Source organism: Methylobacterium oryzihabitans (genome assembly GCF_004004555.2).
In the GTDB taxonomy this organism is placed as follows: Bacteria; Pseudomonadota; Alphaproteobacteria; order Rhizobiales; family Beijerinckiaceae; genus Methylobacterium; species Methylobacterium oryzihabitans.
In genome coordinates this window covers 48,548-67,394 of the sequence record NZ_SACP01000032.1, presented here as the reverse complement: position 1 = coordinate 67,394, position 18,847 = coordinate 48,548, and the positions used below count along the sequence as shown (strand labels likewise).

20 protein-coding genes and 1 pseudogene are annotated in these 18,847 nt (G+C 72.6%); 12 read left to right on the top strand and 9 right to left on the bottom strand.

The window, feature by feature from the left end:
• Both EOE48_RS29345 and rsmD read left to right on the top strand, forming a co-directional pair.
• A pseudogene (locus tag EOE48_RS29345) lies at positions 1-720 on the top strand (pseudouridine synthase); the annotation flags it as partial.
• A 3-nt stretch (positions 721-723) separates the two neighbouring features.
• Positions 724-1,281, top strand: coding sequence for a 16S rRNA (guanine(966)-N(2))-methyltransferase RsmD (gene rsmD, locus EOE48_RS23860; RefSeq protein WP_127733385.1), 558 nt, complete (start codon positions 724-726; stop codon positions 1,279-1,281).
• A gap of 4 nt (positions 1,282-1,285) precedes the next feature.
• Here the strand turns inward: rsmD and EOE48_RS23855 are convergent, their stop codons facing one another.
• The 3 genes from EOE48_RS23855 to EOE48_RS23845 form a co-directional block, all read right to left on the bottom strand.
• Positions 1,286-2,092: a trypsin-like serine peptidase gene (locus EOE48_RS23855; RefSeq protein WP_127733384.1), complete on the bottom strand. Its 807-nt coding sequence runs from the start codon at positions 2,090-2,092 to the stop codon at positions 1,286-1,288.
• 20 nt (positions 2,093-2,112) lie between these two features.
• Entirely contained in the window at positions 2,113-2,871 is a 759-nt protein-coding gene (locus EOE48_RS23850; RefSeq protein ID WP_127733383.1) for an SDR family NAD(P)-dependent oxidoreductase, read from the bottom strand.
• Positions 2,872-2,956: 85 nt separating this feature from the next.
• On the bottom strand, positions 2,957-3,772 hold the full coding sequence (locus tag EOE48_RS23845) for an IclR family transcriptional regulator (protein WP_127733388.1): 816 nt from the start codon (positions 3,770-3,772) through the stop codon (positions 2,957-2,959).
• Positions 3,773-4,180: 408 nt separating this feature from the next.
• Between EOE48_RS23845 and EOE48_RS23840 the strand changes: the two genes are divergently transcribed.
• The 8 genes from EOE48_RS23840 to EOE48_RS23805 all read left to right on the top strand — a co-directional run bounded on the left by EOE48_RS23840 (position 4,181) and on the right by EOE48_RS23805 (position 11,600).
• Positions 4,181-5,344: a branched-chain amino acid ABC transporter substrate-binding protein gene (locus EOE48_RS23840; protein ID WP_187371523.1), complete on the top strand. Its 1,164-nt coding sequence runs from the start codon at positions 4,181-4,183 to the stop codon at positions 5,342-5,344.
• 71 nt (positions 5,345-5,415) lie between these two features.
• Positions 5,416-6,369 (top strand): branched-chain amino acid ABC transporter permease, encoded by a 954-nt coding sequence (locus EOE48_RS23835; RefSeq protein ID WP_127733381.1) that lies wholly within the window; start codon positions 5,416-5,418, stop codon positions 6,367-6,369.
• On the top strand, positions 6,366-7,694 hold the full coding sequence (locus tag EOE48_RS23830) for a branched-chain amino acid ABC transporter permease (protein ID WP_127733380.1): 1,329 nt from the start codon (positions 6,366-6,368) through the stop codon (positions 7,692-7,694). Before EOE48_RS23835 ends, EOE48_RS23830 begins: the two co-directional genes overlap by 4 nt.
• Positions 7,691-8,443, top strand: coding sequence for an ABC transporter ATP-binding protein (locus tag EOE48_RS23825; protein WP_127733379.1), 753 nt, complete (start codon positions 7,691-7,693; stop codon positions 8,441-8,443). Before EOE48_RS23830 ends, EOE48_RS23825 begins: the two co-directional genes overlap by 4 nt.
• A 50-nt stretch (positions 8,444-8,493) precedes the next feature.
• Positions 8,494-9,189 (top strand): ABC transporter ATP-binding protein, encoded by a 696-nt coding sequence (locus EOE48_RS23820; protein ID WP_127733387.1) that lies wholly within the window; start codon positions 8,494-8,496, stop codon positions 9,187-9,189.
• Between the two features lie 171 nt (positions 9,190-9,360).
• Positions 9,361-10,323, top strand: a complete 963-nt coding sequence (gene lipA / locus EOE48_RS23815; RefSeq protein ID WP_127733378.1) for a lipoyl synthase — start codon at positions 9,361-9,363, stop codon at positions 10,321-10,323.
• A gap of 19 nt (positions 10,324-10,342) precedes the next feature.
• A complete protein-coding gene (locus tag EOE48_RS23810; protein ID WP_127733377.1) occupies positions 10,343-10,798 on the top strand; it encodes a type II toxin-antitoxin system RatA family toxin in 456 nt (151 codons plus the stop codon).
• 172 nt (positions 10,799-10,970) lie between these two features.
• Positions 10,971-11,600: an HdeD family acid-resistance protein gene (locus tag EOE48_RS23805; RefSeq protein WP_127733376.1), complete on the top strand. Its 630-nt coding sequence runs from the start codon at positions 10,971-10,973 to the stop codon at positions 11,598-11,600.
• Here the strand turns inward: EOE48_RS23805 and EOE48_RS23800 are convergent.
• On the bottom strand, positions 11,580-12,065 hold the full coding sequence (locus EOE48_RS23800; RefSeq protein WP_127733375.1) for a tRNA (cytidine(34)-2'-O)-methyltransferase: 486 nt from the start codon (positions 12,063-12,065) through the stop codon (positions 11,580-11,582). The two genes, EOE48_RS23805 and EOE48_RS23800, sit on opposite strands and share 21 nt — an antisense overlap.
• Before the next feature lie 76 nt (positions 12,066-12,141).
• Here EOE48_RS23800 and EOE48_RS23795 point away from each other — a divergent pair, with 76 nt between their 5' ends.
• Positions 12,142-14,007, top strand: a complete 1,866-nt coding sequence (locus EOE48_RS23795; protein WP_127733374.1) for an ABC transporter ATP-binding protein — start codon at positions 12,142-12,144, stop codon at positions 14,005-14,007.
• A 7-nt stretch (positions 14,008-14,014) separates the two neighbouring features.
• On the opposite strand, the gene EOE48_RS23790 is transcribed toward EOE48_RS23795, so the two are convergent.
• The 4 genes from EOE48_RS23790 to EOE48_RS23775 all read right to left on the bottom strand — a co-directional run bounded on the left by EOE48_RS23790 (position 14,015) and on the right by EOE48_RS23775 (position 17,165).
• Positions 14,015-14,230, bottom strand: coding sequence for a hypothetical protein (locus EOE48_RS23790; protein WP_127733373.1), 216 nt, complete (start codon positions 14,228-14,230; stop codon positions 14,015-14,017).
• A gap of 4 nt (positions 14,231-14,234) precedes the next feature.
• Positions 14,235-14,528: a GlsB/YeaQ/YmgE family stress response membrane protein gene (locus tag EOE48_RS23785; protein ID WP_127733372.1), complete on the bottom strand. Its 294-nt coding sequence runs from the start codon at positions 14,526-14,528 to the stop codon at positions 14,235-14,237.
• Between the two features lie 89 nt (positions 14,529-14,617).
• The gene (locus EOE48_RS23780; RefSeq protein WP_127733371.1) at positions 14,618-15,658 is read right to left on the bottom strand and encodes a sensor histidine kinase; all 1,041 of its coding nucleotides are present in this window, start codon (positions 15,656-15,658) and stop codon (positions 14,618-14,620) included.
• On the bottom strand, positions 15,645-17,165 hold the full coding sequence (locus EOE48_RS23775; protein WP_127733370.1) for an ATPase domain-containing protein: 1,521 nt from the start codon (positions 17,163-17,165) through the stop codon (positions 15,645-15,647). The genes EOE48_RS23780 and EOE48_RS23775 overlap by 14 nt, the downstream gene beginning before the upstream one ends.
• 200 nt (positions 17,166-17,365) lie before the next feature.
• Here EOE48_RS23775 and EOE48_RS23770 point away from each other — a divergent pair, with 200 nt between their 5' ends.
• A complete protein-coding gene (locus tag EOE48_RS23770) occupies positions 17,366-18,100 on the top strand; it encodes an alpha/beta fold hydrolase (protein WP_127733369.1) in 735 nt (244 codons plus the stop codon).
• Between the two features lie 13 nt (positions 18,101-18,113).
• On the opposite strand, the gene EOE48_RS23765 is transcribed toward EOE48_RS23770, so the two are convergent.
• Complete coding sequence (locus EOE48_RS23765) at positions 18,114-18,461, bottom strand: hypothetical protein (RefSeq protein ID WP_246154766.1); 348 nt, start codon at positions 18,459-18,461, stop codon at positions 18,114-18,116.
• Between the last annotated feature and the right edge of the window lie 386 nt (positions 18,462-18,847).

The window sequence follows — 18,847 nt, the reverse complement described above, 5'->3', positions numbered from 1 at the left end:
CCGAACGCGCCGCAGCGGCGGGGCTGGCGCGACGAGGCGGCGGAGCGCGAGCCGTCGCAGCGCCCCCGGATCCCCCGGCGCGGCGCCGACCCGCAGCAGGCCCGCGCCGCCTCGGCCGAGCGCCCGCGCGAGCGCGTCGGCGCCATCGCCAGCGGCGAGCGCCGGGTGGTGGTCGAGCGGCTGGTCGCGCCCCCGCAGGAGGAGGCCGCCCCGCACCGGCGCACCAGGTTCCGCTCGCACGACGGCGAGGGCGGCGAGGGCCGGCCGCCGCGCCGACCGCGCGACGAGGGCGGCTCCCGCGAGCGCGGGGCCGGTACCGGCGGCAAGCGGTCGTATGGCGGGCGCTCCGGCGGCGAGACGGGCGAGCGCGAGTCGCGAGGCGCCCCGAGGGGTGCCGCCAAGGGGGCGCCGAAGGGCGCATTCCGCCGCGACGACGCCCGGGGCGGCGACGATCGTCCGTCCCGCGGCTTCCGCCAGGACGGCGGCGGCCCGGGCGGGCCGCGCAAGGGGGCTGGCGGCAAGTCTTTTGGGGGCAGATCCTCTGGAGGCAAGTCCTTTGGGGAAGGCAAGTCCTTCGGGGGTGACAAGTCCTTCGGCGGCAAGCCCGGAGGCGGCCGTCCCGGCGGCAAGCCGGGCGGGTTCAAGTCCGGCGGCGGCGGTCGCCCGGGCGGCGGCTCCCGCGGCGGCCGTCCCGGCGGCGCGCGTCCGCCGCGGGGCTGAGCCTTGCGCATCGTCGGGGGGCGGCTGCGCGGCCGGGCGCTGACCGGGCCGCGCGGCGACGCGATCCGCCCCACCACCGACCGCCTGCGCGAGGCGCTGTTCAACGTCCTGGCCCATGCCTACGATGATCCGGTCGCGGGTGTTCGGGTGCTCGACCTGTTCGCCGGCACCGGGGCGCTGTCGTTTGAGGCCCTGTCGCGCGGGGCCGCCTTCGCGCTCCTGGTCGACCAGGGCGCCGAGGCGCGCGGCGTCATCCGCGCCAACGTCGAGGCGCTGGGGCTGGAGGGCGCCACCCGCCTGTTCCGCCGCGACGCCACCCGCCTCGGCCCGGCCCCGCCCGGCGAGGCGTTCGGCCTCGTCTTCTGCGACCCGCCCTACGGCCGCGACCTCGCCCCCCCGGCGCTCGCCGCGGCGGCCGAGGGCGGCTGGCTCGCGCCGGGCGCGTTCGTGGTGGTCGAGGAGGCGGCGGATGCGGCCCTGGCGCTGCCGGGCGCCTTCGTCGAGCTGGAGCGCCGCAGCTATGGCGACACCCGGGTGGTGCTGGCGCGATTCGGCGCCTGATACTCTACTCCTTGAGCGCCGCCTCCAGCGCCGGCGCGAAGGTCCCGGCGGCGACGCCGAGCCCGGTCGCGGCGTCGCCGCCGCCCTGGCGGATCGCGGTCTGGATGCCGACGATCGTCGCGCCGCCGTCGTCCGACAGCAGCAGCACCGCCGAGCCGGATTCGCCGGGCAGCGACTCGCACCGGCTCGCCAGCAGGCCGGGCTCCGGCGTGTCGAGGCGGGCCGAGCAGCCGCGGTGGATCGACGGCAGGTAGGGACGGTCGCGGGCGTAGCCCGCGAGCGCGACCACCGCGCCCGGTACCGCATCGGGCAGCGCGGCGCCGGGCAGCGGGCGCACCCGCACCGGCCTCACGCCCGGAATCGGTTCGGCCAGGGTGACGATCGCCCAGTCGCGCCCGAGCATGCCCGGGGGGATCGCCCCGGGCGGCGCCTCGGCGGTCGGGCGCAGGTCGAAGCCGGGGGCGACCCGGATTGCGGACGCGACGGACGAGCCACCGTTGCGGTCGCGGGCCTGACCGGCGACGAAGTGGACCTGATGCGGCTTCACCATCGTGGCGAGGCGGGCGTCGTAGAAGCAGTGGGCGGCGGTGAGGACGTGGCGCGGCCCGACCAGCGTGCCGGTGCAGTGACCGCGATGACCCGGCCCGGTCACCACGTTGACCCGGCCGATCGCGGTGAACGGCCAGAATGTCGGCTCCAGCGGCACCCGCCGGTCGGTCGGCCCGGGGGTGGCGCCCGCGGTCGCCACCGGCACCGCGAGAGCGGCCAGGAGGAGAGCCGCGCGACCGATCCGTCCCGAGCCTCCCTTCATGCCGCCCTCCCCGCCCCGGCTCACATCGTGCCGCCGTCCACCACCAGGGTCTCGCCGGTGATGTAGCCGGCCCCCGCGGCCAGGAACAGCATCGTCTCGGCGATGTCCTCCGGCTTGGCGAGGCGGGCCAGCATCGTGCGCGCCACGGTCGCCTGCTTGCGCTCGGCCGGCCATTGGTCGGTCCACGGCGTCTCGACGAGCCCCGGGGCGACCGCGTTCACCCGCACCTCCGGCGCCAGCGCCAGGGCGAGGTTGCGGGTCAGGTTCACCAGCCCGGCCTTGCCGGCCGAGTACGCGATGCTGGAGCCGCGCCGCCCGAGCCCCGCCACCGAGGCGGTGTTGACGATGGCACCGCGCCGCTGGCGTAGCGCCGGGGCCGCCGCCCGGGCGCAGCGATACGGCCCGATCAGGTTCGTGGTCAGGATCGTCTGCCAGAACTCTTCCGTCATCGCGTCGAGGTCGGTGAACTCGATCGGCGTCGTGGTGCCGGGGGTGCCGGCGTTGTTGATGAGCACGTCGAGCCCGCCGAGGCCGTCGATCGCCGCGGCGACCATCGCCTCGGCCTCTCCCGCCACCGCGACGTTGCCGGCGAGCGCCCGCACCGCCAGCCCCTCGGCGGCGAGCCGGGCCGCGGCGTCGGGGCCGCGGGGATCGTCGGCGAGGTGGTTGAGCACGACGCTCGCCCCGCTGCGGGCGAACAGCGTGACGGCGGCGAGCCCGATGCCGGAGGCGCCGCCGGTGACGAGGACGCTCCGGCCCTTCAGATCCGCGCTGATCATGGACGTTCCACCCTGCGAAATCGTGTTTCGCAGGACACTGGCAGGCGCCGGCGGGCCTGTCCAGGCTCGGAGGAATGTCCCGGGATCAGTCGACGATGCCCAGCGCCCGCATCCGGGCCATCGCGGCGAGGAGCTTGGGGCCGGTATCGGTGCGCAGAACCGTCTCGGTCAGCAGGAAGGCCGGACCGCTGACGTTGACGGCGAACAGCCCGCGGGCGCCGGGGCTGTGGACCGGCGCCGCGACCGCGTTGATGTCCCGGTGCCAGACCCCGACGCCGACGCAGAAGCCGTGCTCCTCGACCTCGCGCAGGCAGCGGGCGATGGTGGCGTCGAGCCGCGGCCGGTCCTCGGCCGGGCTGTCGCGGCGCAGCCGCTCGATCATCGCCCCGCGCTCGCCCTCCTCCATCCCGGCGAGCATCGCCATGCCCATCACGCTGCGGGCGAGCGGCAGGTGGAAGCCGACCTCCCGCGACAGGGTGATGGTCTGGCCGGCGCCGCGCCAGAGCTGGATGTAGACGCTGTGCACCCCGTCGAGGAGCCCGAGCGCCACGTGGGCCTGGACGGCCGTCGCGAGGTCCTGGAGGTGGGGCCTGGCGAGCTGCGGGAACGAGTTCTGGCGCAGGAAGGCGGCGCTGAGCGCCAGCACCGCGGGCCCGAGGCCGTAGCGCTCGCCGTCGTCGTGGACGAGGTAGCCGAGGGTCAGCAGCGTGTGGGTCAGCCGCGACACGGTCGGCTTCGGCAGCCCGGTGCGGGCGGCGATCTCGCGGTTGCCGAGGGTCTCGGCGGCGTCCCGGAAGGCGCGCAGCACCTGCAGGCCGCGGGCGAGCGCGGTGACGAACTGGCGGTCGCCGTCCTCGCCGTCCGGCGCCGCGACCGCCCCGGACGCCCCGACATCCCGCATCGCCACGGCCGCGGATGTCGGGATCCGCACCGGGATACGTGCCACGCCCCGTGCCATGCTGCCGACCGCCCCCGCGTTCATCCCGGTTTCCCGGGCGACACCCTGACCGGCCGGCAGCGGTTCGGCAACCTGTTTCGCATTGCGGACCGGCATTTCGCCACTTGACCGCCCGAGGGGCGGCGGGCAGGTTCTCGCTCCGGGCGAGACCCGCAACGGCCGGCAGAGCCGGCGGGTTGCGCCCCCGCGCGAGACGGCGACACCGAACACGGTGGGCCGGACCGCGGCGGAGTATCGAGGAAACGTCGTCGGGAGGACATCGCCTTGCGTCAGACATTCGCGCGCAGAACCGTCGCCGGTCTCGTGGCCCTGGCCGGGCTGGTCGCGGCGGTTCCGGCCCTCGCGGCGCCGATGAACCTCAAGATTGCGTTCGTCGACCCGCTGTCGGGCGGCGGCGCCAGCACCGGCGAATCCGGCCTCAAGACCTTCCAGTTCATGGCCGACACCCTCAACGCCAAGAACCCGGACCTGAAGCTCGAGGTCACCGGCTACGACAACAAGCTCAACCCGCAAGAGAGCCTCGTCCAGCTCCAGAAGGCGATCGATGCCGGCGCCCGGGTGGTGGTGCAGGGCAACGGCTCCAGCGTCGCGGCGGCGATCATCGACTTCGTCGGCAAGTACAATGACCGCAATCCCGGCAAGGAGGTCATCTACCTCAACTATGCCGCGGTGGATCCGGCGCTGACCAATGCCAAATGCAATTACTGGCATTTTCGCTTCGATGCCAATTCCGACATCAAGATGGCGGCGCTGACGAACTTCATCAAGGACAAGCCCGAGGTCAAGAAGGTCTACCTCATCAACCAGGACTATTCGCACGGCCAGGCGGTGCGCAGCGCCGCCCGCGCGATGCTGAAGCAGAAGCGTCCCGACATCCAGATCGTCGGCGACGAGGTCGCGCCGCTGCAGAAGGTCAACGACTTCTCGCCCTACATCGCCAAGATCAAGGCCTCGGGCGCCGATTCCGTCATCACCGGCAACTGGGCCCAGGACATGGCGCTGCTGCTCAAGGCGGCGGGCGATGCCGGGTTGCAGGCCAACTTCTACACCTATTACGGCGGCGGCACCGGCGGCCCGACGGCGATCAAGCAGGCCAACCTGCCCGACAAGGTGTTCCAGATCGCCGAGGGCTACGCCAACGTGCCCTCGAAGGAGGGCCACGACATCGAGGTCGCCTTCCGGGCCAAGGCCGGCCAGGAGCTGACCTACCCGCGGGTCATCAACCTGATGAACATCCTGGCCAAGGCCACGCTCCAGGCGAAGTCGACCGACCCGAAGGCGATCGCCAAGGCGATGGAGTCGATCCACAACGACACGATGTACGGCAAGGACAGCTTCATGCGTCCCGACGACCACCAGTTGTTCCAGACGATCTACATCTCGCGCTTCGGCCCGGTCGACACCGGCAAGGTGCTCGATTCCGAGAATACCGGCTGGGGCTGGACCGGCGCCGGCGAGGTCAGCGCCCAGGACAGCGTGATCCCGACCACCTGCAAGATGGACCGCCCGAGCTGAGGCCCGGCATCTCGGGGGCCGCCACCGGCCCCCGGCCCGCCACGGGGGTAGGCCCCGGCAGGAGACCCCGCGTGCTCGAACTCGTCCTCGTCTCGACGCTCAACGGCGTGCTGTACGGGATGCTGCTCTTCCTGATGGCGAGCGGCCTGACCCTGATCTTCAGCATGATGGGCGTGCTCAACTTCGCCCATGCCAGCTTCTACATGCTGGGCGCGTTCTTCGGCTACCAGATCAGCCGCTTCACCGGGTTCTGGGTCGCCCTCGTGGTCGCGCCGGTGCTGGTCGGCGGGATCGGCGCGCTGGTCGAGCGCTACGGGCTGCGCCACGTCCACCGCCACGGCCACGTCCCCGAACTGCTGTTCACCTTCGGCCTCGCCTACGTGGTCGAGGAGGTGGTGCAGATGGTGTGGGGCAAGCTGCCGGTCGACTACCGCGTCCCGGCCGCCCTCGACTTTCCGGCCTTCACCATCTTCGCCACCAACTACCCGGCCTACAAGCTGTTCATGCTCGGGGTCTCGGTGGTGATCTTCCTGTGCCTGCTGCTGGCGCTGACCCGGACCCGGGTCGGGCTCATCATCCAGGCGGCGCTGACCCATCCCAACATGGTGGCGATGCTCGGCCACGACGTGCCGAAGGTGTTCATGCTGGTCTTCGGCCTCGGCACCGGGCTCGCGGCGGTGGCCGGCGTCATCGCCGGGCCCGCCCTCGTCACCCAGGCCAACATGGCCGGCCTGCTCGGCCCGATCCTGTTCGTGGTCGTGGTGGTGGGGGGGCTGGGCTCGCTCACCGGCGCCTTCGTGGCCTCGCTGCTGATCGGCCTCGTCCAGACCTTCGCGATCTCCCTCGACGTCTCGGTGGCGAGCGTCGCCGAGGCGCTCGGCATCACCGCGGCGCCGGGCGAGGGCATCGCCGGCGACCTGTGGACCGTCACCATCGCCCAGATCGGGCCGATCATCCCCTACCTGCTGCTGGTCCTCGTGCTGATCGCGCGGCCGACCGGCCTGCTCGGGAACCGCGAGGCATGAGCGACGCCCCCACCATCCCGGACGTCGCCTGGGCCTCCGGCGGCGCGGCGCCCGCCGTGGCGCGGCCCAGGGGGGCCGGCCTCGTCGCCACCGCCCTGCCCTGGCTCGTCGCCGCGGCCATCGCCGCCGCCGCGCCGCTGGTCTTCACCAGCGGCACCGCCCTCACCCTGATGAGCCTGATGGGCATCATGGTGGTGTTCGCCCTGTCCTACAACATGCTGCTCGGCCAGACGGGTCTGCTGTCCTTCGGCCACGCGGTCTATTACGGGCTCGGCGCCTTCGCGACCGTGCACGCGATGAACGCGGTCGCCCTCGGCCGCTGGCCGGTGCCGCTGCCGCTGATCCCCCTCGTCGGCGGGCTGGCCGGGCTCGCCTTCGGGCTCCTGTTCGGGCTGGTCTCGACCCGCCGGGCCGGTACGGTGTTCGCGATGATCTCGCTCGGGATCGTCGAGCTGGTCCATTCCGGCTCGAACATCCTGCGCAGCGTGTTCGGCGGCGAGGAGGGCATCACCGCCAACCGCACCAAGATGCTGCGCGTGTTCGACCTCAGCTTCGGGCCGCAGCTCCAGGTCTACTACCTCATCGCCGCCTGGGCGCTGGTCTGCGCGCTGCTGATGTACGCCATCACCCGCACGCCGCTCGGCCGGCTGTGCAACGCCGTGCGCGAGAACCCGGAGCGGGTCGAGTTCATCGGCTACGAGCCGCGCTGGATCCGCTACGCCGCCTTCTCGCTGTCGGCCGCCTTCGCGGGCGTCGCCGGGGCGCTCGCGGCGATCAACTTCGAGATCGCCAACTCGGCCTATCTCAGCGTCCACCAGTCCGGCGTGGTGCTGCTCGCCGCCTTCATCGGCGGCGTCGGCCACTTCGTCGGCCCGGTCGTCGGCGCGGTGGTGGTCACGATGCTCCAGGTCTCGCTCAGCGACCTGACCGAGATCTGGCAGCTCTATTTCGGGTTGCTGTTCATCGCCATCGTGATGTTCGCCCCCGGCGGCCTCGCCGGCCTCGCGCTGATGCACGGGCCGCTCCTGCGCGCCGGCACCGCCCACCGGCTGATCCCGGCCTACGCCCTCGCGCTGGTCCCGGCGCTGGTGATGCTGGCCGGCGGGATCGCGCTGATCGAGATGAGCTTCCGCCTGCTGGTCAAGGCCGGCGAGGGCACCGCGATGTCGCTTCTCGGGATCGGTTTCGACGCCGCCTCGCCCCTGCCCTGGCTCGTCGCGATCGCGATGGCGGGCGGCGGCTTCCTCGCCTTCCGGGCGACCTGGGGGCGGGTGGTGGCGGCCTGGCACGACGCGACGCCTGGCGCCGAGGAGGCCCGCCGATGAGCGCGCCCGCGATCGAACTCGCCGGGGTGACCAAGAGCTTCGGCGCCACCCGGATCATCAACGGCGTCGACCTCGCGGTGGCGCCGGGCGAGCGCCACGCGATCATCGGCCCCAACGGCGCCGGCAAGTCGACGCTGTTCAACCTCATCAGCGGGCGGCTCTCCCCGTCCGACGGCACGATCCGCCTCGACGGCGAGGACATCACCGGGCAGCCGCCCTCGCGCATCGTCGCCCGGGGGCTGGCGCGCAGCTTCCAGGTCACCAACATCTTCCCCAAGCTCAGCGTGTGGGAGAACGTGCGCTGCGCGGTGCTGCGGGCGATGGGCTACCGGCCGTCGTTCTGGCGCAGCGTCGAGCGCCTGCCCGGCGTCGCCGAGCGCACGGCGCAGATCCTCGAGCGCATCCGCCTCGGCCACCGCGCCGCGACGCCGGCCGGGATGCTGGCCTACGCCGACCAGCGGGCGCTCGAGATCGGCATCACCATCGCGGGCGATGCCGGGGTGATCCTCCTCGACGAGCCGATGGCCGGGATGAGCCACAGCGAGAGCGCCCACGCCCTGGCGCTGATCCGCGACGTCACCCGCGGCCGCACGCTGCTGATGGTCGAGCACGACATGGCGGTGGTGTTCGGGCTCGCCGACCGCATCTCGGTGCTGGTCTACGGCCGCATCATCGCGACCGACACGCCTGACCGGATCCGGGAGAACCGCGCCGTGCAGGAAGCCTATCTCGGGACGGTGGCCGCATGAGCGTCGCCCACGCCCCGCGTCCCGCCACCGCCGCAGAGGCCGCCCCGGCGCTGCTGGAGGTCGAGGACCTGCACGCCTTCTACGGCAAGAGTCACATCCTCCAGGGCGTCAGCTTCACGGTCGGGACCGGCGAGATCGTGTCGATCCTCGGCCGCAACGGTGTCGGGCGCTCGACGACCCTGAAGGCGATCATGGGCGACGTGCCGCCCCGCGGCACGATCCGGTTCAAGGGCCAGCCGATCGCGGGCCTGCGCCCCTACGCCATCGCCCGGCGCGGCCTCGGCTACGTGCCGGAGGAGCGGGCGATCTTCCCCAAGCTCACCGTGCGCCAGAACCTCGCGCTCGGCGAGAAGAGCGGCCGGCGCGAGCCGCGCTGGACCTACGCCGACATCTTCCGGCTGTTTCCCCGGCTGGAGGAGCGCATCGACACGCCGGGCGGCGTGCTGTCGGGCGGCGAGCAGCAGATGCTCACGATCTGCCGCACGCTGATGGGCGACCCCGACCTCATCATGATCGACGAGCCGACCGAGGGCCTGTCGCCCCAGATGGTGACGCGGGTGGCCGAGCTGATCGGCGAGATCGCGGCGCGGGGCGTCGCGGTGCTGCTGGTCGAGCAGAAGCTCACCATCGCCCTCAAGTTGTCGCGCCGCCTCTACGTGATGGGCCACGGCCACGTCGTGTTCGAGGGCGCCCCCGACGCCCTGATGGCCAACGACGCGGTGCGCAGGGAGTGGCTGGAGGTGTGAGCATCGCCGCCGGGCGGTGCCGTTGCGACGGTCCCGGTCGCGGCCGGGGAGCGCCGGCCCGTCACGCGCGGCGGCGCGTCACGCCCCATTTGCCCCGGCGGCGGGAAGCCCTTAAGTCAGGCCGGTTGCCGCGGCGATGGGCTCGCCGGGCCCCGCCTGTCCGGAATCCCCATGGCTGTCGTCCTCGATCTCCTGCGCAACGACCAGCGGCCGCGCCACCCGGAGAAGGCGCACCGGCCCGACCAGCCGATCCAGCGCAAGCCCGACTGGATCCGCGTCAAGGCGCCGGGCTCGCCGCAATGGGCGGCGACCAACCGCATCGTGCGCGAGAACAAGCTCGTCACCGTCTGCGAGGAGGCCGGCTGCCCCAACATCGGCGAGTGCTGGGAGAAGAAGCACGCCACCTTCATGATCATGGGGGACACCTGCACCCGGGCCTGCGCGTTCTGCAACGTGCGCACCGGCATGCCGCAGGCCCTCGACGGGGCGGAGCCCGCCAAGGTGGCGGAGGCGGTGGCCAAGCTCGGCCTGCACCACGTCGTGGTCACCTCGGTCGACCGCGACGACCTCGCCGACGGCGGGGCGGCGCATTTCGCCGCGGTCATCGCGGCGATCCGCGCGCAGAGCCCCGGCACCACGATCGAGGTGCTGACCCCCGACTTCCTGCGCAAGGACGGCGCCCTGGAGGTCGTGGCCGCGGCCCGGCCCGACGTGTTCAACCACAACCTCGAGACGGTGCCGTCGAAGTACCTCACGGTGCGGCCCGGCGCCCGCTACTTCCACTCCCTGCGCCTGCTCCAGCGGGTCAAGGAGCTCGACGCGACCATCTTCACCAAGTCCGGCATCATGGTCGGGCTCGGCGAGGAGCGCAACGAGGTGCTCCAGCTCATGGACGACCTGCGCTCGGCCGAGGTCGACTTCCTCACGGTCGGCCAGTACCTGCAGCCGACCAAGAAGCACCATCCGGTGATGCGCTTCGTGCCGCCCGACGAGTTCAAGGCGCTGGAAACCACCGCCTACGCCAAGGGTTTCCTCCTGGTCTCGGCGACCCCGCTGACGCGCTCCTCGCACCATGCCGGCGAGGACTTCGCCCGCCTGAAGCAGGCCCGGCTCGACCGGCTCGCCTCCCTCTGACCCGGACCCCCCTGGATTCATGCCCAGCTTCCGCACCGCCCGCACCGTCCGCCACAGCCCGACCGAGATGTTCGACCTCGTCGCCGACGTCGAGCGCTACCCGGAATTCCTGCCGCTGTGCGACGCCCTGCGGGTGATCCGCCGCCAGGAGGGACCGGACGGCACCGAGGTCCTCGTGGCCGAGATGGGGGTGGGCTACAAGGCGATCTCGGAGCGGTTCACCACCCGGGTCACCCTCGACCGCCCCAACCACCGGATCGTCGCCGAGTACATCGACGGCCCGTTCCGCCACCTCGAGAACCGCTGGGCCTTCCGCGAGGCGCCCAATGGCGGCTGCGAGGTCGACTTCTACATCACCTACGAGTTCAAGAGCTTCGCCCTCGGCCTCCTGATGGGCAAGATGTTCGACCGCGCCTTCCGCAAGTTCACCGACGCCTTCGAGAGCCGGGCCGACCGGCTCTACGCGCGGGCCTGAGCCGGTTTCGCAAAGGTGGCTGCCGCTTTTGCGAGAGAAACCTGCGACAGAACAATGAGCCAGGCGGACGAAGTGTTGGCCTGCCAACGCAAGTCCGCCTGGCGGAACGGAAGCGTCGCCGCGGCGTTCCGGCTGAACCGGGTGCGTGGTCGCCCGCCGGCCGGAGGATGCCATGCCCACCGGAACGCCGATCCCGTCCGTCCCCGCCGGCGGCCCGCCACCCGGCGGCCTCGACTGCCTCGCCGCGATGAGCGCGGTGCTCGCCCGCAACTGGTGGCTGATCGCCCTGCGCGGCGCCTTCGCGATCCTGTTCGGGATCGTCGCACTGGTCTCGCCGGGCGCGACCCTGCTCACGCTCGTGATCGTCTTCTCGGCCTACATGCTGGTCGACGGCGTCGCCGGGATCGTCGCGGCGGTGCGGGCGGCCGAGCGGCACGAGCGCTGGGGCACGCTGCTGCTGTCGGGCCTGCTCAATCTCCTGGTCGGCGTCGTCGCCTTCCTGGTGCCGGGCAGCGCGCTCCTCGCCTTCGTCTACCTGCTCGCCGCCTGGGCGCTGGTCACCGGCGGCCTGATGCTCGCCGCGGCGTTCCGGCTCCACCTCGACCACGGCCGCTGGTGGCTGGGGCTGGGCGGCGCGCTGTCGATCCTGTTCGGCCTCGCCCTCGTGGTCAGCCCGGCCGCCTCGCTGATCGTGCTGACCACCTGGATGGGCGGCTACGCCATCGCGTTCGGCGCCTTCATGCTGATCCTCGCCCTCCGGCTGCGCAGCCGGAGGGCCGGCTCAGCCGGGCGGGCAGCCTGACCCGGCCGGAGCGAACCCGCCGACCTGCCGCAGGGCCTCGCCCAGGATCATCCCGGCCGCCACCGCGACGTTGAGCGAGCGCAGGCCGGGCCGCAGCGGGATCACCACCCGGGCGTCGGCGGCGGCGTGGACCGCGTCGGGCACCCCGGCCGATTCGCGTCCGACCAGCAGGCAGTCGCCGTCGCGGAAGCCGAAGGCGGTGTAGGGCAGCGCGCCCGCTGTGGTGGCGAGGACGAGCCGCACGCCCGCCGCCGCGCGCCACGCCTCGAACGCCGCGAAGGAGCGGTGACGGGTGAGCGCGACGTGGTCGAGATAGTCGAGGCCCGAGCGGCGCAGGTGCCGGTCGGAGACGTCGAACCCCGCCGGCTCGATGATCTCGACCGCCGCGCCGAGGCAGGCGGCGAGGCGCAGCATCGTGCCGCTGTTCTGCGGGATGTCCGGCTGGTACAGGGCGAGGCGCAGCATGCCTGCGGCATCGCCCCCCGGTTGGCGGGCCGTCAAGGCGGAATAGATCCGGGGGCTCGCGGAGACCGAAGGCCCCATGTTCCTCGACTGGCTCGAGCGCCGCATCGACTCGTTCGCCCCGTTCGACGAGGAGCGCCAGCCGCCCGGCACGATCTCGGGCTTCGCCGCGACCTACCTGCGCCCGGTGCGCGGACCGCTGCTGGCGCTGCTCGTCGTGTCGCTGTTCGCCGGCAGCGTCGAGGCGTCGCTCTACCTGCTGATGGGCTGGTTCGTCGACCTGCTGGCGCGCTCGCGGCCCGAGACCTTGTGGGCCGAGCACGGCACCGGCCTCGTCCTGGCGGCGCTGCTGCTGCTCGTGGTGCGCCCGCTCCTGTCCTGGCTGCACGAGGCCCTGTCGAACCAGATGGTGGTGCCCCAGACCACCAACATGATCCGCTGGCGCACCCACCTCTACACGCTCGGCCATTCGCTGTCGTACTTCCAGGCCGATTTCGCCGGGCGGCTCGCCAACCGGGTGACGCAGGTCGGGCCGGCGGTGCGCGAACTGGCGGTCGTGGTCATCGACACCCTGCTCTACGTCGCGATCTTCGCCGTCACGGCGGTCGGGCTGTTCGGCTCGATCAGCCCGTGGCTGCTGCTGCCGGTGGTGGTGTGGATCGCCGCCTATGCTGGCCTGACCGCGCATTTCGTGCCCCGGGCGCGGGCGCGCTCGCTGAAGGTCGCCGACACCCGCTCGGCGCTGATCGGGCGGATCGTCGACAGCTACACCAACATCCTCACCGTCAAGCTGTTCGCCCGCGACCGCGAGGAGCGCTCGGCGGTGCGCGAGGCGACGACCGCCCACACCGACGCCTACCTGCACTCGTTCCGGCTCATCACCCGCACCACCTCGGTCCTGTCGCTGCTCAACAGCGCGCTGATCGTCGCGACGGCGGCGGCGGTGATCGGCCTGTGGTCGCGCGGGCAGATGACCACCGGCGAGGGCGCCGCCGGCCTCGCCCTGGTGCTGCGGCTGATCGCGATGTCGGGCTGGGTGATGCAGACCGTGCGCGGCCTGTTCGAGAACATCGGCGTCGTCCAGGAGAGCATGCAGACCATCGCCCGCCCCCATGCCGTCGTCGACCGGCCGGGAGCGGCGGAGCTGGCGGTCGCCGGCGGGGCGATCCGGTTCGAGCGGATCCGCTTCCATTACGGCCGCGCCGAGGGCGGGGTGATCGAGGACCTGTCGCTGACGATCCGCCCCGGCGAGAAGGTCGGTCTGGTGGGCCCGAGCGGGGCGGGCAAGACCACCCTGACCTCGCTGCTGCTGCGCCTGCACGACCTCGAGGGCGGGCGCATCCTGATCGACGGCCAGGACGTCGCCGGGGTGACCCAGGCGTCCCTGCGCCGGCAGATCGCGGTGGTGACCCAGGACACCTCGCTCTTGCACCGCTCGATCCGCGACAACATCGCGTATGGCCGCGCCGGGGCGGGGGAGGCCGAGATCGAGGCGGCGGCGCGGCTCGCCCACGCCCACGACTTCATCCTCGGCCTGTCCGACCACAAGGGCCGCACCGGCTACGACGCCCAGGTCGGCGAACGCGGCGTCAAGCTCTCCGGCGGCCAGCGCCAGCGCATCGCCATCGCGCGGGTGATCCTGAAGGACGCTCCGATCCTGATCCTCGACGAGGCGACCTCGGCCCTCGACTCGCAGGTCGAGGCGGCGATCCAGGACTCCCTCGACACCCTGATGCAGGGCAAGACGGTGCTGGCCATCGCCCACCGGCTCTCGACCATCGCGGCCCTCGACCGGCTGATCGTGCTCGACGAGGGCCGCATCGTCGAGGAGGGCAGCCACGCCGACCTCGTGCGCCGCGGCGGCCTCTACGCCCGGTTGTGGCAGCGCCAGTCCGGCGGGTTCCTCGGCGACAGCCGCGACGGGCTCGGGGCGGCGGCAGAGTAGACTCCCGTCACGACGGCCGCGGCTCCCGGCGCGGGCCGGCGAGGATCGTCGCCATCCCGAGGGTGACGACGACGAGCCCGGCGAGGGAGGCGGCCGGCGGGGCCTCGCCGAGGAGGAGCGACGCTTCGAGGACCGGCACCAGCGCGGCGAAGCTCGCGCCCACGGTCGGACCGAGCAGCGCCACCCCCTTGCTGTAGATGTCCGAAACGGATCGTCCGGACATCGTCTCAGTACCGCGACGGCCCGCCGCCCCGCACCGCCCGCACCAGGGTGATGATGATGACCGCCCCGACGGTCGCCGAGATGAGGTTGCGCCAGAAGCCGTAGATCGGGATGTGGAACTGCGCCGCCAGGAAGTTGCCGACGAGGCCGCCGATCACCCCGAGCACGATGTTGGCGAGCAGGCCCATGTTCGAGGAGGTGAACTGCTCGGCGAGCCAGCCGGCGAGCGCCCCGATGACGATCGCCATCAGCAGCCCGACCCCCGGCTGCCCCAGTGCCCCGTAGACGTGCCCGTCCATGACCGTGCGTCCTTCATCCTGCATCGGACGCCGGTGGCGTCCTGCGCGCTTAAGTGCGGCGCGCGGGCACGGCGGCAAGCCGGGCCGGTTCAGTAATGCGGCACGGTGCGGTGCTCGACCAGGGGCGCCTCCATGCGGAAGTGCAGGCCGGCCGGGGCGAAGTCGAAGTGGATGTCGGCGCCGCACTGCATCGTCAGCACCCGCTGCAGCAGGGTCGAGCCGAACCCCTTGCGGGTCGGCTCGCTGGCCGGCGGGCCGCCGCTCTCGGTCCAGTCGAGGGTGAGCCGGCGCGAGCTCTCGTGGCGGCGCACGTCCCAGCTCACGGCGATCCGACCCTCCGGCACCGACAGGGCGCCGTGCTTGGCGGCGTTGGTGGTGAGCTCGTGGATCGCCATGCCGGTCGGCACCGCGAGGTCGGCGGTCAGGTCGACCGCCGGGCCGTCGAGGGCGATGCGCTGCCCGCCGGGATCGTTGTAGGGGCCGAGCTCGTTCTCCAGCATCTCCTGGAGCGAGGCCATCTGCCAGTAATCCTCGGTGAGCAGGTTGTGGGTCTTGGCCAGCGAGATCACCCGGGCGGAGAAGCTCTGGTAGAACCCCTCGACGCTGGTCGCCGAGCGCGACGAGGCGCCGAGCAGCGCCTGCACGGTGGCGAGCGTGTTCTTCACCCGGTGGTGCAATTCGCGGATCAGCAGCCCCTGGCGCTCGGCGGTCTGCTGGCGCTCCTCGAGATAGGCCAGGGCCTCGCGCTGGCGCCGGCGCGCCCGCACCGCGAAGCGCACCGCCGTCACGAGGGTGGCGGGGTGGAACGGCCGCTCCAGCAGGCTGACGCTGCCCAGCACGTCGAGCAGCCGCGGGTCCGGCGGCGCCCCGCGCAGGGTCAGCAGGATGAACGGGAAGTCCGACCACGGCCCCTGCCCGGCGACCCAGGCGGCGAGTCCGTGGCGGGCGGCGTCGCGCAGGGCCTCCTCGGTGACGACGGCGCAGCTCGCCGCGTCGAGCCCGGCGACGAGGTCCTGCAGCGTCGCGCAGGTCCGCGAGCGCAGGCCCGCCTCGGTCAGGATCTGGGTGGCGACGGCGGCGTCCCGTCCCGCCGGGGCCAGGATCAGGACGGGCGGATCACTCTCTTTCATCACGGTCCCGGTCGGGAAGGAGCCGGCTGCCCTCGCCGTCGTAGGTCGGTACGCCGGTGAGGATGCCGCGGAAGGCGGCGAGGGGGGCGCCGACCCGCAAACCGTTGGGCCCGATACGAAGTTCCCGGATCGTGTCCTCGTGCGGTCCGACCCGCTTCTTGACCACCGAGATCGCCCGGCGCAGGTGGCCGCCGGCCTCGAAGAACCGGAACAGCAGGATGGTGTCGCTGAGATAGGTCAGGTCGACGGCCGCGGACATCTGGCCGAGCAGCCCGTGCTGGGCCAGCACCAGCATCGTGGCGACGCCGCGCTGGTTCAGGTAGGTCAGGATCTCGTGCATCTGGAGCAGCAGGTGCTGCTCCTCGGGCATCGCGTTGTGGTAGCCGGTGAGCGAGTCGATCAGCACCGCCCGGACGCCCTGCGCCTCGACCGCCTCGCGCACCATCGCGACGAGTTCGCCCGGCGAGACCTCGGCCGGGTCGATCTGCTCGATGCGCAGGAGCCCGCTGTCGTGGAAGGCCGCGACGTCCATCCCGAGCCCGGCGGCCCGGCGCATCAGGATCCCGGTGGTCTCGTCGAAGCTGAGGATCAGGGCCGGCTCGCCCCGCTGCAGGGCCGGAATCAGGAACGCCAGGGCGGTCGTCGACTTGCCGACGCCGGAGGGTCCGATCAGGACCGTGCCGGTGCCGTAGTCGAGCCCGCCGCCGAGCAGGGCGTCGAGGGAGTCGAGCCCGCTGGCGAGGCTGTCGTGGGATCCGGTCGCGCCGTGGTCGGCGGCGACGAGGCGCGGAAACACCACGAGGCCGCCGCTGCGGATGAGGAAGTCGTGGAAGCCGCCGCGGAAATGGGTGCCGCGCATCTTGATGACGCGCAGGCGCCGCCGCTCGCCGCCGTAGAGCGGGGCGAGCTGCTCCAGCCGGATCACCGCGTGGCAGAGGCTGTGCATGTTGAGGTCGTCCTGCTCCGCCGTCAGGTCGTCGAGGAGCAGGGCGGTGGTGTCGTGGACGAGCAGGAAGCTGCGCAGGGCGAGCACCTGACGCCGGTAGCGCAGGGAGCCCTGGGACAGGAGCCGGATCTCCGACAGGCTGTCGAACACCACCCGGTGCGGCCTGACCCGCTCGATCTCGGCGATCGCCATCCGGACCGTCTCGCCGAGTTCGAGGTCGGAGGAGTGGACGAGGCTCTGCTGCTGGGTCGGATCGAGGCTCAGCTCCGGCGGCACCAGCTCGAAGATCTCGATCCCGTCGAGCGACCAGCCGTGGCGCCCGGCGACCGAGAGCAGCTCGCGACGGCTCTCCGACAGGGTGATGTAGAGGCAGCGCTCGCCGAGCTTCGCCCCGTCGAGGAGGAACTGCAGCGCCAGCGTGGTCTTGCCCGAGCCCGGCCGGCCCTCGACCAGATGGGCGCGGTGGGCGGCGTAGCCGCCCTCCAGGATATAGTCGAGCCCGGCGACCCCGGTGGGGATCGGCGCCGCGTCGGCGTGGGGCGTCGTGGTCGGATCGGTCATGAGAGGTGTCCGTGCATCATCGTGCGGATCGCTCCGCAATCCGGTCCGCCGCGCGATCCGGATCGCTCCGCGCCTGCCTCGTCGGGCCGGCGCGGCGCGGAGCCCCTGCCCGTCCCCGCCGCGGCGTGCTTAGCAGATGGCGTCCCGGCTTGCCTACGCCCGCCCGCCGGGCTTTGCTGGGGCGGCGACGGGAGGCCGCGATGACGACCCAATCCGAGGGACATCGCTTCGTGCTGGTGCACGGAGCCTGGCACGGCGGCTGGTGCTGGCGCGGGGTCGCCGGCCGGCTGCGGGCGGCGGGCCACGCGGTCTTCGCCCCGACCTGCACCGGGCTCGGCGAGCGGGCGCATCTGCTGTCGCGGGACATCACCCTCGACACCTTCGTGCGCGACGTCGCCGGCGTGATCGAGGCCGAGGAACTCGACGACGTCGTGCTGGTCGGGCACTCGTTCGGCGGCCTCGCGATCAGCGGCGTCGCCGAGGCGATGCCCGGGCGGATCCGCCACCTCGTCTATCTCGACGCGATGGTGGTCCCGCCCGGCCGGGCGCCGTTCGACGTGATCCCGGCCGGGACCGCGGCGGCCCGCCGCCGCGCCGCCGAGGACTCGAGCGGCGGCCTCAGCCTGCCGCCGCCGCCGCCCGCCGCCTTCGGGGTGTCCGACCCGGACCTGACCGCCTGGATGGCGCGGCGCCTGACGCCCCACCCGCTCGGCACCTACGAGAGCCCGCTGCGGGTCGCCGGCCCGATCGGCGCCGGCCGGCCGCGCACCTACGTCGATTGCACCGACCCGGCCTACCCGGCGCTCGCCGGGGTCAAGGAGTGGGTCCGGGCCCAGGACGGCTGGGGCTGGCGGGAGATGGCCACCGGCCACAACGCGATGATGACCGCCCCCGACGCGCTGACGCGGCTGCTGCTCGACCTCGCGGCGGAGTGACGGGCTCGCGGCGTCAGCCGGCGGAGGCGCGGTGGCTGGCCAGCGCCACGACCTCGCCCTTGGGTTCGTTCCTGGTCTCGCCCTTGGCCTCGGTCCTGGGCGTCTCGGCCGCCTCCCCCGCCCTGCGGGCCGTGTTCATCATGAACACCACCGGGCTGCGCGGCGTGTAGCCCGGGTTGTTGCGCAGGTTCAGCAGCGCCTGCAGCTCGACCGCCGCCAGATCCGACAGGACGGCGTCGCGCCAGCCGCGGCCCGTGCCGCCGCGGCCGAACGGCCACCACGGCCGGCGCTCGGTCTCGACCTGGAGCACGAGCTTGCCGGTGAGGGTCTTGCGGAAGTTGAAGCGACCCGTGAGGCCCATCGGCCGTCCTCCTTCCGCCGGCCGCGACGGGGGCATCGCAGGCGGCGCGTCCTGTCGAAAACATAGGTCGGTCCGGCGCGGCGGGCGAGGCCCGCGCCGGAATCGTCCCCGTTCACCACAACCCGGCCGGAGCCGCGCGGTTCACGGGGCGGCGGGGCGGGGAGCCGCAAGGATCGATCCTGCCGTTGGATCTCCCGTCGCGATGGTTCCAGCCCGGTTCCGTCGCCGAGGCCGGCGGCCTTTGCTTTCGAGGTCAAAATCAGGTACGCGAAGGACGTTTGCGAGGATGACGCGGCCTTATCATGAATCAGCCCCTTCCGGTGAATCAGCCCCTCCCCAAGCACAGGCCAGGCCTTCTGTCGCGAACCCGCACGTTCCTCAGATGG

Bases quoted from the DNA above. Each gene is read 5' to 3' on its own strand.
- EOE48_RS23785 (WP_127733372.1), bottom strand. From the start codon at position 14,528: ATGGACGGGCACGTCTACGGGGCACTGGGGCAGCCGGGGGTCGGGCTG.
- EOE48_RS23770 (WP_127733369.1), top strand. From the start codon at position 17,366: ATGACGACCCAATCCGAGGGACATCGCTTCGTGCTGGTGCACGGAGCC.
- EOE48_RS23765 (WP_246154766.1), bottom strand. From the start codon at position 18,461: ATGGGCCTCACGGGTCGCTTCAACTTCCGCAAGACCCTCACCGGCAAG.
- EOE48_RS23805 (WP_127733376.1), top strand. From the start codon at position 10,971: ATGCCCACCGGAACGCCGATCCCGTCCGTCCCCGCCGGCGGCCCGCCA.
- EOE48_RS23830 (WP_127733380.1), top strand. From the start codon at position 6,366: ATGAGCGACGCCCCCACCATCCCGGACGTCGCCTGGGCCTCCGGCGGC.
- EOE48_RS23825 (WP_127733379.1), top strand. From the start codon at position 7,691: ATGAGCGCGCCCGCGATCGAACTCGCCGGGGTGACCAAGAGCTTCGGC.
- EOE48_RS23840 (WP_187371523.1), top strand. From the start codon at position 4,181: ATGAACCTCAAGATTGCGTTCGTCGACCCGCTGTCGGGCGGCGGCGCC.
- EOE48_RS23845 (WP_127733388.1), bottom strand. From the start codon at position 3,772: ATGCGGGATGTCGGGGCGTCCGGGGCGGTCGCGGCGCCGGACGGCGAG.
- EOE48_RS23780 (WP_127733371.1), bottom strand. From the start codon at position 15,658: ATGAAAGAGAGTGATCCGCCCGTCCTGATCCTGGCCCCGGCGGGACGG.
- EOE48_RS23855 (WP_127733384.1), bottom strand. From the start codon at position 2,092: ATGAAGGGAGGCTCGGGACGGATCGGTCGCGCGGCTCTCCTCCTGGCC.
- EOE48_RS23790 (WP_127733373.1), bottom strand. From the start codon at position 14,230: ATGTCCGGACGATCCGTTTCGGACATCTACAGCAAGGGGGTGGCGCTG.
- EOE48_RS23810 (WP_127733377.1), top strand. From the start codon at position 10,343: ATGCCCAGCTTCCGCACCGCCCGCACCGTCCGCCACAGCCCGACCGAG.
- EOE48_RS23775 (WP_127733370.1), bottom strand. From the start codon at position 17,165: ATGACCGATCCGACCACGACGCCCCACGCCGACGCGGCGCCGATCCCC.
- EOE48_RS23795 (WP_127733374.1), top strand. From the start codon at position 12,142: ATGTTCCTCGACTGGCTCGAGCGCCGCATCGACTCGTTCGCCCCGTTC.
- EOE48_RS23850 (WP_127733383.1), bottom strand. From the start codon at position 2,871: ATGATCAGCGCGGATCTGAAGGGCCGGAGCGTCCTCGTCACCGGCGGC.
- lipA (WP_127733378.1), top strand. From the start codon at position 9,361: ATGGCTGTCGTCCTCGATCTCCTGCGCAACGACCAGCGGCCGCGCCAC.
- EOE48_RS23800 (WP_127733375.1), bottom strand. From the start codon at position 12,065: ATGCTGCGCCTCGCCCTGTACCAGCCGGACATCCCGCAGAACAGCGGC.